The 14,213-nt window shown below is 62.9% G+C and carries 10 protein-coding genes; 7 read left to right on the plus strand and 3 right to left on the minus strand.

The window, feature by feature from the left end; all coding sequences use genetic code 11:
- Positions 1-3 precede the first annotated feature (3 nt).
- From SIC17_RS05905 to SIC17_RS05930, 6 genes are all read left to right on the plus strand, one after another.
- Positions 4-960: a branched-chain amino acid transaminase gene (locus SIC17_RS05905; RefSeq protein ID WP_291895026.1), complete on the plus strand. Its 957-nt coding sequence runs from the start codon at positions 4-6 to the stop codon at positions 958-960.
- Positions 950-2,362: a 3-isopropylmalate dehydratase large subunit gene (leuC, locus tag SIC17_RS05910; protein ID WP_412546677.1), complete on the plus strand. Its 1,413-nt coding sequence runs from the start codon at positions 950-952 to the stop codon at positions 2,360-2,362. Before SIC17_RS05905 ends, leuC begins: the two co-directional genes overlap by 11 nt.
- Positions 2,355-2,930: a 3-isopropylmalate dehydratase small subunit gene (gene leuD, locus SIC17_RS05915; RefSeq protein WP_291895028.1), complete on the plus strand. Its 576-nt coding sequence runs from the start codon at positions 2,355-2,357 to the stop codon at positions 2,928-2,930. Before leuC ends, leuD begins: the two co-directional genes overlap by 8 nt.
- On the plus strand, positions 2,927-4,009 hold the full coding sequence (leuB, locus tag SIC17_RS05920) for a 3-isopropylmalate dehydrogenase (protein ID WP_412546678.1): 1,083 nt from the start codon (positions 2,927-2,929) through the stop codon (positions 4,007-4,009). The genes leuD and leuB overlap by 4 nt, the downstream gene beginning before the upstream one ends.
- Positions 4,010-4,190: 181 nt before the next feature.
- The gene (locus SIC17_RS05925; RefSeq protein WP_412546679.1) at positions 4,191-6,230 is read left to right on the plus strand and encodes an AMP-binding protein; all 2,040 of its coding nucleotides are present in this window, start codon (positions 4,191-4,193) and stop codon (positions 6,228-6,230) included.
- 59 nt (positions 6,231-6,289) lie between these two features.
- Complete coding sequence (locus SIC17_RS05930; RefSeq protein WP_412546904.1) at positions 6,290-6,814, plus strand: acyltransferase family protein; 525 nt, start codon at positions 6,290-6,292, stop codon at positions 6,812-6,814.
- Between the two features lie 13 nt (positions 6,815-6,827).
- Here the strand turns inward: SIC17_RS05930 and SIC17_RS05935 are convergent, their stop codons facing one another.
- Complete coding sequence (locus tag SIC17_RS05935; RefSeq protein ID WP_412546680.1) at positions 6,828-7,691, minus strand: hypothetical protein; 864 nt, start codon at positions 7,689-7,691, stop codon at positions 6,828-6,830.
- A gap of 93 nt (positions 7,692-7,784) precedes the next feature.
- On the opposite strand from SIC17_RS05935, the gene SIC17_RS05940 reads away from it, so the two are divergent.
- Positions 7,785-8,447: a Fe2+-dependent dioxygenase gene (locus tag SIC17_RS05940; protein WP_412546681.1), complete on the plus strand. Its 663-nt coding sequence runs from the start codon at positions 7,785-7,787 to the stop codon at positions 8,445-8,447.
- On the opposite strand, the gene SIC17_RS05945 is transcribed toward SIC17_RS05940, so the two are convergent.
- Positions 8,444-12,439 carry a translocation/assembly module TamB domain-containing protein gene (locus SIC17_RS05945; protein WP_412546682.1) on the minus strand — a complete coding sequence of 1,332 codons (3,996 nt, stop codon included), beginning with the start codon at positions 12,437-12,439 and terminating at the stop codon, positions 8,444-8,446. The genes SIC17_RS05940 and SIC17_RS05945 overlap by 4 nt on opposite strands.
- The gene (locus SIC17_RS05950; protein ID WP_412546683.1) at positions 12,439-14,010 is read right to left on the minus strand and encodes an autotransporter assembly complex protein TamA; all 1,572 of its coding nucleotides are present in this window, start codon (positions 14,008-14,010) and stop codon (positions 12,439-12,441) included. Before SIC17_RS05950 ends, SIC17_RS05945 begins: the two co-directional genes overlap by 1 nt.
- Positions 14,011-14,213 lie beyond the last annotated feature (203 nt).

Consider the following 14,213-nt stretch of genomic DNA (forward strand, 5'->3'; position numbering starts at 1 on the left):
ATCATGTCTATCCAGGAAACTGACTTCATCTGGCGCAATGGCGAGCTGATCGACTGGCACGATGCGCAAACCCATATCCTGAGCCACGCCCTGCACTATGGGACCTCGGTCTTTGAAGGCATCCGCGCCTACAAGACACCGCAGGGTCCACAGATCTTCCGGCTGCAGGACCACATCCGCCGCCTGTTTGACTCGGCCAAGATCTATCGCATGCCGCTGCCGTACACGCAGGGAGAGCTGGAGAAGGCCTGCCGCCATGTCGTGCGCTCGAACCGGCTCAGCGACGCCTATCTGCGTCCGGTCGCCTTTTTTGGCTATGGCGGGATCGGCGTCATGCCGGGCAAGGCCGCCAAGGTTGATGTCGCCATCGCCGCTTTCCCCTGGGGCGCCTATCTGGGCGAGGAAGCCCTGTCCAAGGGCGTGGATTGCTGCATCTCCAGCTGGAGCCGGGCAGCACCCAACACCATCCCGACCGGCGCCAAGGCCGGCGGCAACTACCTCTCATCCGTCCTGATCAGCCAGGAAGCGCATGATCGCGGTTTCGACGAAGGCATCGGGCTGGACGTCAACGGACTGGTTTCCGAAGGCGCGGGAGAGAATATCTTTGTCGTCTCCGACGGTGTCATCCGCACGCCTCCGACCTCGTCGTCCATCCTCTCCGGCCTGACCCGCGATGCGGTCATCAAGCTGGCCGAGGCCGACGGGTTCGATGTGCGCGAACAGACACTGTCACGCGAAAGCCTCTATGTCGCTGACGAAATCTTTTTCACCGGCACGGCCGCCGAGATCACCCCGGTGCGCTCGGTCGACGGGCATGTTGTTCGCTGCGGCGGGCGCGGACCGGTTGCCGAACTGATGCAGAAGCGCTTCTTTGGCCTGTTCAGTGGCGAGACGGAAGACCGCTGGAACTGGCTGACCCCGGTCCATGATGACGCGATGGAGGTTCAGCATGTCGCCTAGAAGCCTCTTCGATAAGATCTGGGACGCACACATCGTGCGGGCCGAGACCCCGGACACGCCGGCGACGATGTATGTCGACCTGCATCTGGTGCACGAGGTGACCTCTCCGCAGGCCTTTGCCGAGCTGGAGGACCGTGGCCTCAAGGTGCGTCGTCCCGATCGCACTCTCGCGACGATCGACCATTCCACCCCGACCCTGCCCTTCAAGGCCGGCACGCCACCGCCCTATGCCACCGATGCAGCGGCAGCGCAGGTGGAAACGCTCTACGCCAACACCGCCCGTCATGGCATCGAACTGAATGGCTGGGAAAGCGAACACCGGGGCGTCGTGCACGTCATCGGTCCGGAACTGGGTGCGACCCAGCCGGGGATGACCATTGTCTGCGGCGACAGCCACACGGCCACCCATGGTGCCTTCGGCGCGCTCGCCTTTGGCATCGGTACGACCGAGGTCGGCCATGTTCTGGCCACGCAATGCCTGTTGCAACGCAAGCCGAAATCCATGCGCGTTCATGTGACCGGACGTCCGGGGCCGAACACATCCGCCAAGGACATCATCCTCGCCATCATCGCGAAGATCGGGGTGGATGGCGGAACGGGCCATGTCATCGAATACAGCGGCGACGCCATCACCGCGCTCGACATGGAAGGGCGAATGACCCTGTGCAACATGTCCATCGAGGCCGGTGCCCGAGCCGGCCTGGTCGCCCCGGACGAGAAGACCGTCGCTTTCCTGGATGGTCGCAAGCGCACACCGCAGGGGGCTGAATGGGACCAGGCCGTCGCGCGATGGCGTGAGCTCTACACGGATGAAGGCGCGCATTTCGACAGCGAGGTTGTTGTCGATGTCGAGGGCCTGCGCCCGATGATTACCTGGGGCACCGCGCCGGATACCGCGATCGCGCTGAATGATGCCGTTCCAGCCTATCGCAATGACAGCGATCGGAAAGCGGCGGACTATATGCGTGTCGCTGCTGGCGAGACCGTGTCAGGCCAGAAGGTCAATCGTGTCTTCATCGGCTCATGCACCAACTCCCGCATCTCCGATCTGCGGGCAGCGGCAAACATCATGCGCGGACGAGCGATCTCGCCGGGTGTCACCGCGCTGGTCGTACCGGGCTCGGTCTGGGTGAAGGCGCAGGCCGAAGAAGAAGGCCTGGACAAGGTGTTCAAGGCAGCCGGTGCCGAATGGCGTGAAGCCGGGTGCTCGATGTGCATCGCCATGAATGGCGACAAGGGCGCACCGGGCGAGCTCATCGTCTCGACATCGAACCGCAACTTCGAGGGCCGTCAGGGTCCTGGCGTACGAACCATGCTGGCCAGTCCGGCAGTCGCGGCAGCTTCCGCCGTCACCGGCCGTGTCACGGATCCGGCCAAACTCAAGGAGGCGGAATATGCCTGAGACATTTCCGATCAGAAGCCGGACTTTCAATCTCGCGGGCGAGAATATCGACACGGACCAGATCATTCCGGCCCGCTTCCTGACCACGACCTCTCGGACGGGTCTGGGGCGGTTTGCCTTTCATGACTGGCGGTTCGACGCATCGGGTTCGCCCAGGCCCGGTTCGCCCCTCAGCGGATTCGATGCCAGCGGCGCATCCATCCTGGTGGCCGGGCGCAATTTCGGCTGTGGTTCATCGCGCGAGCACGCGCCCTGGGCTTTGCTGGATTACGGATTTCGCGCCGTGATTTCCTGCGAGATCGCCGACATTTTCCGCTCCAACGCGGCACGCAACGGGCTGTTGCCGATCGTCGCCCCGGAAGCGGCGCATCAATGGCTGCTGGACAATCCGGGCGCTGAGGTCGAGATCGATCTGGAAGCAACCCGCGTACACATCTCCGGCGGGCCGGGTTTCGATTTCGACATCGAACCCTTCGCCCGGCACTGCCTGCTCAGCGGCAATGACCCGATGGGGTATCTGCTCGATCAGGCCGACGAGATCCGCCAATTCGAGGAGGCCGCAGCATGAGCTGGAACATCGTCCTGCTTCCCGGTGACGGCATCGGTCCGGAAGTAACCCGCGTGGCCCGGGCCGCACTGGAACAGGCCGCCCTGCAGACCGGGATCAAGCTGAACTTCAACAGTCAGCATTTCGGCGGTGCATCCATCGATGCGCACGGCGAACCGCTGACCGCGGACACGTTGAAGGCCTGTCAGGCTGCCGACGCGGTCTTCCTGGGCGCTGTCGGTGGTCCCAAATGGGATGACGCGCCGGAACGTCCGGAGGCTGGGCTGCTTGCCTTGCGCAAGGGACTCGGCGTGTTCGCCAATCTGCGTCCGACCAGCGTCCATCCGGCCCTGTCCGATCGCTCGCCCCTGCGCCAGGAACTGGTCGAGGGTGCGGACATGCTGATCGTGCGGGAGCTGACCGGGGGCATTTATTTCGGCGAGCGCGAGGTCAGCGAAAATTCCGCCAGCGACAAATGCACCTACAGCCGCCACGAGATTGAGCGTGTCGCCCGGGTGGCGTTTGAACAGGCGCGCCTGCGCCGGGGCAAGCTGACGTCGGTCGACAAGGCCAATGTGCTCTCTACCAGCAAGCTCTGGCGATCCGTTGTGAGCGAGCTGGGCGCGCAGGATTACCCCGATGTCGCGCTGGATCACATGTATGTCGATGCGGCAGCCATGCATTTGCTGCGCGCTCCACGCGATTTCGATGTCGTGCTGACCGAGAACATGTTCGGCGACATTCTCTCCGACGAAGCCTCCATGCTGCCGGGCTCCATCGGACTTCTGGGCTCGGCTTCGCTGGGCAGAGAGCGTCCCGGGCTGTTTGAACCGATCCACGGATCGGCGCCAGACATTGCCGGCGAAGACAAGGCCAATCCGTTTGGCGCCATCGAAAGTGCCGCGCAATTGCTCGAGGCCGGTCTCGGCGAGAACGAGGCTGCGGCCCTCATCCGCCGGGCCGTGGACCGCATGCATGCCAACCGGGAATGGACCGGCGACCTCGGCGGAGATCTGACCTGTTCCCGGCTGGGCATACGCCTCATCGAGCAGATGGAGGCGCTCGACAACACGCGCCAGCCGGTGCTGGCGGCTGGCTGAGCCCCGCGAGCACCTGTTTGTCGGTCAGGAGGAAGTGGTGACGACCGCTGTCACCTCTTCCTCCACCGCTTGCAGGTCCCGCTTTTTCAATCCGCGAGGGCGGACTGCAGCCCCCTGAAATAGCGATGCTCTTCTAATCCGGGGCCAGCTGCCCTAAGCATGGGCACCAGGGGGCTTTGGTATGGCTTTTGACGCGCATATGCGGCTGACATCCGACAATCCGGACCGGATTGCGCTGATCTGCGCCTCAAGCCGCGAGCAGATCAGCTACAAAACGCTGTCGGATCGCATCGAACTCTTCGCACTGAGGCTTGAAGCCGGCCGCGGCGTGGTGCTGATCGAAACGGACAACTCGGTCAACGCGGTCTTCGCCTATCTCGCAAGCCTGCACGCCCAGTGTCCGGCCCTGCTCGTCGATGCTGAGGCGACAGCACAGAAACAACAGCTGCTAGAGCAATTTCCGGTCCTTTACGTCTACGCCGCTCACGACGATTCACTCGACATTCGACAAGCTCACCGCGACACACCCCTGCACCCCGACCTCGCCCTGCTGCTTTCAACTTCCGGCTCGACCGGACAACAGAAACTGGTCCGCCTGTCGCACCAAAACCTGCGCAGCAATGCCGAGGCGATCTGCCGGTATCTCGAGCTCACCCACCGGGATTGCGCACCGACCGGCCTGCCGATGGACTATTCCTTCGGTCTGTCCGTCATCAACTCGCATCTGCATGCAGACGGTCGCCTGCTGGTCACGGGAAAATCGCTGATCGAGGACGCGTTCTGGGCCGATTTCCGCGCGCACAACTGCACCAGTTTTTCCGGCGTGCCCGAGCACTTCAAACTCATCGAGAAAACGGGCCTGTTCCCCACCGACGCCCCGAGCCTGCGGTATGTCACACAAGCGGGCGGACGCCTGTCGCCCGACCGTGTCGAGGCCCTAGCCCGGCAAGGAGACGCGGACGGCTGGGCGTTTTATGTCATGTACGGGCAAACCGAGGCGGCCCCACGCCTGTCCTATCTGCCGCCGCATCTGGCAGCCTCGCGCCCCGGCTCCATCGGGCGCGCCATTCCGGGCGGAAGGTTAAGCCTGATCGACGCGGACGGGAACGCCATCACCCGCCCAGGCATCACCGGCGAGCTGGTTTATCACGGCCCCAATGTGATGATGGGGTATGCCACAACGAAAGATGATCTGGCCCGACCACCGGAGACCGACTGCCTCCGCACAGGCGATCTCGCCAGTTTCGATGCCGACGGGCTGTTTACACTGCAGGGCCGCGCGGCGCGCTTCCTCAAGATCGCCGGAAAACGTGTCAGCCTTGATGCCGTGGAAGAACGCCTGGCCAGCCAGGGCATCGAAGGCCTCGCAACCGGCCGGGACGATTTTCTGGGCCTGGTGCTGACAAAGGTCAGCGACGCGGAATCGGTCGCGGCGGATTTGAGTGAAGAGCTGGGTATTCCGGCCAGCCGGCTTCACACCTGCTCTACAGAGCACATACCGTTCAAGGCAAACGGCAAACCTGATTACCAGACCGCCCTGGCCCTAATCGAAGCGTCAGCAAAACCTGAGACCAGGGTCGAAGGACCCAGGCTGCAGCAAATTCTCGCCGCTTTCCGGGAACAATTCCCCGGCGAGCACATTTCACCTGAAACCAGTTTCGATGAACTGGAAGCCTCCTCGATCGAGTTCGTCGACCTTGAAATCCGTCTCGGCGCCATTTTGTCCGACCTGCCGCAAGGCTGGCACCAGCTTAGCATCGCCGAACTGGACACGCATGAAGACACCAGCATTGCCAAGGCAACACCGCGTTTCTACGACATGGCGGCCCTGCGATCGCTCGGCACCCTGCTGGTTGTGCTGATCCATATCGTCGGCGACAAACCGGAAACCGGCCTGCGTCTTGAGCGCGACTCCCTTCTGTTCGCGACATTCGACATGCTCAGCTATCTCTCCATGCCGCTCTATACCCTGCTCGCAGGCCTGTCTTTTGCCATGCTGGGGCGCACCGAGATGTCGCCTGCGCGATTCCTGAGCCACACCGTGCGTACAGTCGTGATCCCCACCCTGATCGCCATGTTCACCTTCGCTGCGATCTCGACAGTCATGGGCACACGCTTTGGCATTTTCGGCCTGGATCAGCTGATCGACACACTGGTCATGCCCTACGCCCACTTCTGGTTCATCAATGCCTTCATCATGATGTCCGGGGGGCATACCTGATTTGGCGAGTAGCTGGTGAACGGGCCCTGTGGATCGCGATTACCCTCGGCTGTCTGCCTATTCTCACCCCGTTCGCGCTCCCGGAAGATATCTGGGCGACCAATCGCATGCTGGCCATTTTGCCCTTCTTCGTGCTTGGGCTCGTTCTGACGCGGTTCGAGCATGTCTTGGAGAAGACCAGATGGTGGCTTCTGGGCGCCGCACTTCTGACGGCGACCGCGCTTTATCCGATGGCCTACGCCTACATGCAGGACACCCAGCTGACAGCGAATTTTCGAAGCTGGAACGGTTTCCTGCTGAGCCTCTCGCTGATCATCATCGTGATGCATGCCTCACCGGCGCTGCGATGGCTCAGGCCGTTGGCAGCGTATTCGTTCGCGATCTATCTCTGGCACGTCTTCGGGACATCAGCGACACGCCGGCTGCTCGAAGGAATGGGGCTGGACAATCCCGCCCTGCACCTGGTGGCCGGTTTGATTATGGGACTGGGTCTGCCCGTCCTGCTCTACCATGTCCTGCAATACATCCCGCTGGGACATATCGTGCTGGGCCAGCGTGCCGGGCGCCGGAAGACGCCCGACTGACCCGTCCTGCAGGTCAGGGTTTGATCACGGCGGTGATGGCATCGCTGGCCGCAAACAGGCCATCAACGTCACCGTCAAAGGCCTCCGGTCGTACGGCCGTCGGATAGACCTCTGCCAGTGCTGCAAGCGCAGCTTCCAGCGCATCCGCCAGCGCCGCGTTTTCCATGCGGATCGCAGGCATCTGCCGACCCGCGATGTCAGAGGCCGCCCGTTCGAAACCAAAACCGTCCAGATAGGCCTCGACCGCCCGCGGTTCAGCGGCAGCGAACTGGTACTGCAACACGGCACGATGGATCAGGCCTGCCATCACCTTGGCATAGACGCTGGCTTCGCTTTCCTCGGTGGCCGGTGCAAAGGTCTCGGCTGCGTTGATGGCGTTGAGCACGCGCGTCACCGCTGCGCCCACTTCCTCATCGCTTCGCCCGTCAAAAGGCGCCGCTGACGCGTCGGACATCAGATCGAGGAAGTTCTCGGCTCCCAGCGCAACCACAACCTCTTCCAGATCAACATAGATCTCCGAAATCGGATGCGCGAACATTTCCGCCGCAGCAGAACGTCCGCCATCTTCCAGCGCACCGATACCGGCCAGGTAGTGGGCGCGAATGACTTCAAGCGCACTCAGATAAACGACAGGGTCCTGACGTGCGAGCTCCGGATCTATGCCGAACTCGCCGCCACCACCGGATTCATTTTCACCTTCAGCACCACTTTCGCCCTCGCCTTCACCGGCGTGGCTGGAGAGTGCGGTCTGGTCATCAACCGGCTGGCCGTGCTCGGATCCACCCTCGCCCATCTCGCCACCACAGGCAGCCAGTCCCCCCATCAAGGCCATGGCGCCAACCTGGCTCCAAAGCTTGGACTTACGCTTGATCCCCATGACCTGTCCTTTCACTGATCGACGTCGCGAACTCTTCTGTTAAAACGTCATATCGGCTTGCCGTGAAACTGACAATTATTCTCAGGACACAAAATGCTCTTGCAGTTGGAAAAAGTCTGCACCGAAGCTGAAGTCACCACCCTGCGTGACCTGATCACCCGCCAGGATAATTTCCAGGACGGCAAGGCCACGGCGGGTTATGCCGCACGCCAGGTCAAGGACAACGAACAACTCGCCAGCGGCGCCGAGATCGATACGGTCCGTTCGGTTGTTCGCAAGGCTCTCGAGAAACACCCGCTCTACCGACCCTTCGCCCAGCCCAGGGCGATCACGCGCATGCTGGTTTCGCGTTACACGCCAGGCATGGAATACGGCACTCATGTCGATGATGCGTTGATGGGGGGGCGACGCACCGACCTCTCCTTCACCCTCTTCCTGTCCGCACCGGACAGTTATGAAGGCGGCGAGCTGGTCATCGAGGATATGGGCGGCGAAAGCGCCATCAAGCTGGGGCCCGGCGATGCCGTGATCTATCCCACCGGGGCCCTGCACCGTGTAGCCACAGTGACGGGCGGCGAACGCCTCGCCGTGGTCGGCTGGATCCGCAGCCTGGTACGCCGGGCTGATCAGCGCGAAATCCTGTTCGATCTGGAACTCACCAGTCGCGCGATCTACGAAAAAGACGGCAAATCAGCCATTTTCGACACGCTGTCCAAGACCCGCTCCAACCTGTTGCGCATGTGGGCAGAGGACTAATCGAACTCCCGCCGCCAGCGCAGGGAGACAGACGCGTCTGTATCATCGCTGATACGTGAAAGCAGGCTGAGATCTGGCGTCAGTGACCACTCGACACGGGTCGTCGCCAGTGCGGAAAGACCGACGGTCTCCACCTCCAGATACACGTCATCACTGATCTGGTGCCCCCCGGTCACGGCAATCGTGCCATCCGCATTGGAGGTGATCCGCAAACGGTCAACACCGGCCCGGTCGCGCAGCTCGTTGATCATGTTGAACATGGAATATCCGGACAATTGTGCCGCGATCTGCGCGGTTTCGAAGGCAGACAGTTCTGTCGCGTCCCGCCCGAACAACAGGCGAGACAGGATCTCGTCCTGCGGCAATTGCGGCGTACTGGAAAGCATCAGTTCAGGCGCATCTACACTGCCTGCGATACGTGCTTCCACCGTCAGGTCGGAACGTTGATGACGCGCGTCGATCTCAACCCGGGCGGTGGTCAAGCGCCCATCCAGATTGACCTGCCCCCGGGTCAGGTCAAAAGGCCGGGACAACAGGTAGGCCTCACCGCCCTTGAGGGTCGCGTTCCCGGAGACACGCGGTCGGGAGAGACGTCCGCTCAGAACCAGCTCAACACTCCACTCGCTGTCGAAGCCAGTGCCAGCGACCCGCACGCCTTCCTCCGACGTCACGCGATAGTCCAGTCGGACTTCGGGGCCAACATAATCACTGCGCGCACGACCGTCTGGCAGATTGATCTCGGTGACGACGGGATTGGGGATGGCCTCTGCGGTGTCATTACCGGGCGTCACATGAAGCTCGTCGATTCTCGACTGGCCTGACACCAGCCAACCGGTCGCGTCTGCGCTCACAAGCGTCTGACCACTCAATGTCATGTCCAGATCCGGCAGCGAAAGCAGACGCATCCGCGTCATTTCCAGCCTTGCCTCTCCGCGATAGCCGGTCTCCGCATCCAGGCGAAACTCGCCCTGTCCACTGGCCCGCCCGTGAGCACCATCGCTCATCTCCAGGGTCTCGACCCGCAGCCGGTCGCCGGCAAATTCCGTGACAATCTCGATATCGGCAAAACTCGAGCCATACGTCCCAGACAACACCCGGCCGCGATGCAGCGACGCATGCCCGTTCACCGTCGGGACCTCGACACGCCCGCCAAGCTCCAGTGAGGCCTCAACCTGTCCTGAAAGATCCGCTGTCGCGGGTAACAGCAGCCGGGCCAGCGGCGCGATCTCGCCATGAACCGCGATTTCACCGCCAAGCGCCCCCTCGGCTTCCTCCGCCAGGATCCTGACCACAAGGGCATCGCCCTCGACTTGCAGATCGAGACGGTTGCGGCCATCGATCTCCAGCTCTGCGCCCACTTGCAGAACCGGCGCTGTATCATCATGACGCGAAGTCAGATCACGTATGCTCAGCTCGCCATCGCCCTGCCAGTGACCGTCCGCATTGACCAGCTGCAGGCGCGCTGCCACTTCGCCCGACAAGTCAGGAAGCCCCCGCGTATAGCCCACGAGGTCGGCTGGAATTTCACTCGCCACGACGTCAATTTGCTGTGGCGACAGGACCAGATCCAAGACGCCGGCACCCATCAGAACGCGTCCGCGCGCCTGCAGCGGGCCCGCCAGCAAGCGGATCGGCGTTTCCGTACGGATAGCCGCCTCACCCCAGACACCGGCAAGTGACAGGCGACCAGCAAGTCCTTCAGGCGTGAGCGACAATTCTCCGGGCAGATCCAGCACGAAATCCGTTCCCAGCTGACCGGACAGCTCGCTATTCAGCGTCATGGCCTGCAACGGTCCCGAGAGGGTGATTTCCGCTGCGGACAGACTTCCGCCCGGGATCAGGCGAGCCGGGGTTTCAAGACGCGCTTCCATCTGCCCGGCAAACAGGTCCGCAGTCTGGCCGGTATAATCCAGCGTGGCATCAAACCGACCGACGTCGCTGGCGACCAGCTGGATGGCTAGAGCCTCGCCCTGAAGCTCACCGCGCCCGGAAGCCGTGATCGCGCCCCAGCGCCCGTCGGTCAGATTCAGCGCAGCGCCGCTGGCATTCAGGTCGGCCGTGCCGGAAAGCTCCAGCGCCTGATCGGACAATTGCCCACGCAGGCCCCATCGCGCCAGCACAGCGCCTTCATCATCCAGCGACGACTGGATGACCAGTTCCGGCCCGGCTAACCGGGTCTCGCCAATCCGGATCTCGCTCGCAGCAAGACCGGCGTCGAGACTGATCTGTCCCGCATCGCTCCCGGCTTCCAGGTTCAACGCAAGAACGCCTGAACCACCTATCGGGCCGGCCAGGTTCGCAAGGCCAGCGGCTCCGGCCAGTGCCACTGACCAATCCCCGCTCGCACCGAGTTGGGCGGAGATGTCGAGGTCGACGGCCCGCCCGTTCAGCTCTCCATTGTCCAACCACCAGACTTCAGCCTCTCGTCTAAGCTGCGCTCCGGCCGTCAATCCATCCAGAAAGCCTAAACTGGCCTCTGGCCAGACCACCTGGTCCGCGGCAATCTGAATGGTGAACATCTCGGAGCTTTCACCGGTTATGTTTGCCGAGAGCGAACCGGAGAGGTCCTGATACAGCCGGCCTGCATCCGGCAATTCCAACAGCGCGGAAAACCGGGTTTGCCCGTCTTCGTAGGCGCCATTCGCCGTGATCTGAGCAGCGTTTGTTTCCAACAGCAGACGATCCAGCCGATAGGTGTTTCCACTCGATTGCGCCTGCAGCTCGATCTGCAATTCATCACCAATCAGCCCCGCCAGAACAGGCTCGGCCAGCACCAGCCCCGACGCCGCCAGTCTGCTCTCCAAGCGAAATTCACCGTCATCGCGCGAAAGCTCTACGGGCCCGGAAAGGTCAGAAATCACAGCCTGGGTGTGCTCCAGCCCGGACAGGGTCATCTCGCCCGTGAACTGCGCCCGCGGTCGACGTTCCACGCGGCCTTCAAAACCGGCACTGGCCAGTCTCAACTCAGGTGGAAGAAATTCCGCTGCCACCTCGCCGTCCACACGCGCCGACAACCGCCACCCCTCGCCCTCACGCAGAGCACTAGCCTCCAGGCCGTCAGCGAGGAGCGTCGCACGCGTCAGGTCCAGCTCACCGAGCGTCCCGTCCGCGGTCAGCTGAACCAACTGCAGAGCCTCGCCCGTCGCAGCCCCCAGAATCGGCCATCGGGCGAGATTGATCGACGTGTCAGACGACCAGACAGTCTCCGTCCAGTCCAGTGCACCGGACGCCAGTCCGACTTCATCCGCCTCCACACTGAACGCACCACGCCCCGCCTCGAACTCTCCGGTAAGGTCGGCGCGGACACTGACTGCGCGGCCGGGAAGCCGCATCATATGCGCTATCGGACTGCCGCCAGGCACGTCCATGCGAATTGTACCTTGCAGGCCAGCCGCGTCGCGGTGAAGCGCCAGCGCGATGTGGTCCTCACGATCGCTCAGCCCCTGCCCGGAAAAGTCGAGTGCCACAACGTCGCCATTGACCAGCCGGGCCTGGCCCCGCACCGCATAACGGCCGCCCGGCCCGGCAACGCCGGGCGCGATCACCAGGTTTTCCAGCACCGCATTGCGCAGATCCAAATCCGGCAAACCACCGCTCGATGCACCCGCCGCCGCCTGCGAGGAGCGTTGCGGGCGCCGCAATACGCTGACATGAGCTGCCGTGATCTCCTCGATGATCAGCGGTCGAAACAGTGCACTCAGACTGTCCCAGTCACCACGTACATTCTCCAGGACCAGCCACTCACCGCCCACATCGCTGAGCGTCAGCCGGTCGATCTTGAACCGGGCGAGTACATTGCCACGAACGCCCTCGACCTCGAGTCGTCCCAGCTCACCCATCTCGCGGCCATCCAGCACCGCCCTCACAAGGGCGCGCCCTGGCACCTGGGTGAGCAGGCCGAGCGAGACGAGCCCTGCGAGCAGAACGCCACCCAGAGCCATTGCCCCCCGGCGTAGCCAGCGGTTTTTCGACAGATCTCGGATTGCCTGCATCAGAAGGCCTGCCCGATGCTGATATAGAGGTGAACAGGCGTCTCGCCATCACGCCGGTCCAGTGGTGTCGCAAGGTCAATTCGCACGGGAGCAAAGTCCAGATAATAGCGCGCACCAACGCCAAAGGCCGCACGCATGTCATCAACTGCCGGCAACAGATCATCACCCGATGTGCCGGCCTCAACGAAGACAACCCCGCCCCAGCGCGAGGTATCGCGCCAGCGCAGCTCCAGCCCAGCTTCGGCAACGGACAGCCCTCCTGATGGCAGGCCTTCAGCCGTCTGAGGTCCCAGCCCCTGATAGTCAAAACCGCGCACGGATCCGCCGCCACCGGCATAGAAGCGCTGGTCTGCGGGGATATCATCGATCGGCGCCCCGACCAGCGAGCCGATACGACCGCGCGCGGCCACGACCCAGCTCTCGCTCGCCCGCCAATAGGCGCTGCCACTGGCTTCCAGGCGCACGTACTGGCCATTGGTATCGCCGAATGTTGCTGTCGGTACCATCTCGCCACGCGCCCGGTATCCGCGGGTCGGTTCGAGTGGATCATCGCGCGCATCCAGCGTGAGTACCAGCCCGGCCTGGACCGAGATGGCATCACTGACACCTTCAGGGTTTGTGACCCGGGAAAAGTCCAGCTCGGCACCAACCGCGTATTGCAGCTGCTCGCGCAGGGCCCGGCTCAGATTGAAACCGGCGGTCAGTTCCTGCTGGTCATAGGCATCGGTTTCTTCCGACTGCAGCCCTGCCGACAACAGCAATGTCCGCCCGTAGCGCCGCCAGTGCGGGAAACTCAGCGAGGCCTCGACCCCCTGGCTGAGGGTCTGGAGTTGCGCCTGGAAGGTGAACAACTGGTCTTCGCCCAGCAGATTGCGTCGGTTGAGTGAGGCGGTCGCGCCACCGCCATCACTGGTGGAATAGCTCAGCGCGACCTCAGCCACATGGCGCGGCGCGTGTTCCAGGGTGATGCCAAGCTCACGCGGCCCCTCTCCATCCGGTTCACCGAGCGATAGCTGGACAGCGGAGACACTCTGCAAGGAGAGCAGCCGGTTGCGATAGGTCCGCAACCCGTCAGCCGACACCGCCGCAGCATCCTCGAGCGGCGACAAGCCCAAAATGAAATCCGCATTCCAAGCCTCACTGTGCAGTCGAATTTCACCGAGGCGCGAATATATTCCCGGCAGGTAGCGCAAGACCACATCGACCTCTTGCCGCGCGTGGTCCACCGTGATTGCGCGTTCCCCCAGGCTCGCTTCCGGCCAACCCGACGCGCGAAGACGCTCCAGGGCAGCCAGCTCAACCGACAGCAAGAGGCCGGCATCATAGGCCTCACCCGGCTCGAGGGTCAGCGCTTCGCGAACACGCTCCCGCGCTTGCACATCCGCCCCCACATCCACACTGATGGTTCCGTAAGTGAAACGGTCGCCAGTCTCGATACGCAGAACCGGGTTCTGGGCCGCGCCGAGTGCCGGCACGACGGTCGCCGCGAAATACCCCTGTGCACGCAAATAGCGCCGCGCGCGCTCCGACGCTGTTCGGGCACGCTGCCAGGGCGCAGTGTCATCGGGCATGTCCAGGGAAATCGCCCGTTCGAGACCGGCTGACAGCTCCGGGTCATCGACACAGCAGAACTGTGCTAACTCTTGCGCAGTGGCTTGCGATGAACACAGTCCTGCCAGCAAACAGGCAAGTGGGATGAAAATCAGACGTCGCAACCGGGTCTAGCCTCAACGAGCCAATTCAGGCTCTTCCAGGCGCCGTATACGCCGCAGAT

The organism is Maricaulis sp. MIT060901, assembly GCF_047123815.1.
GTDB lineage: Bacteria > Pseudomonadota > Alphaproteobacteria > Caulobacterales > Maricaulaceae > Maricaulis.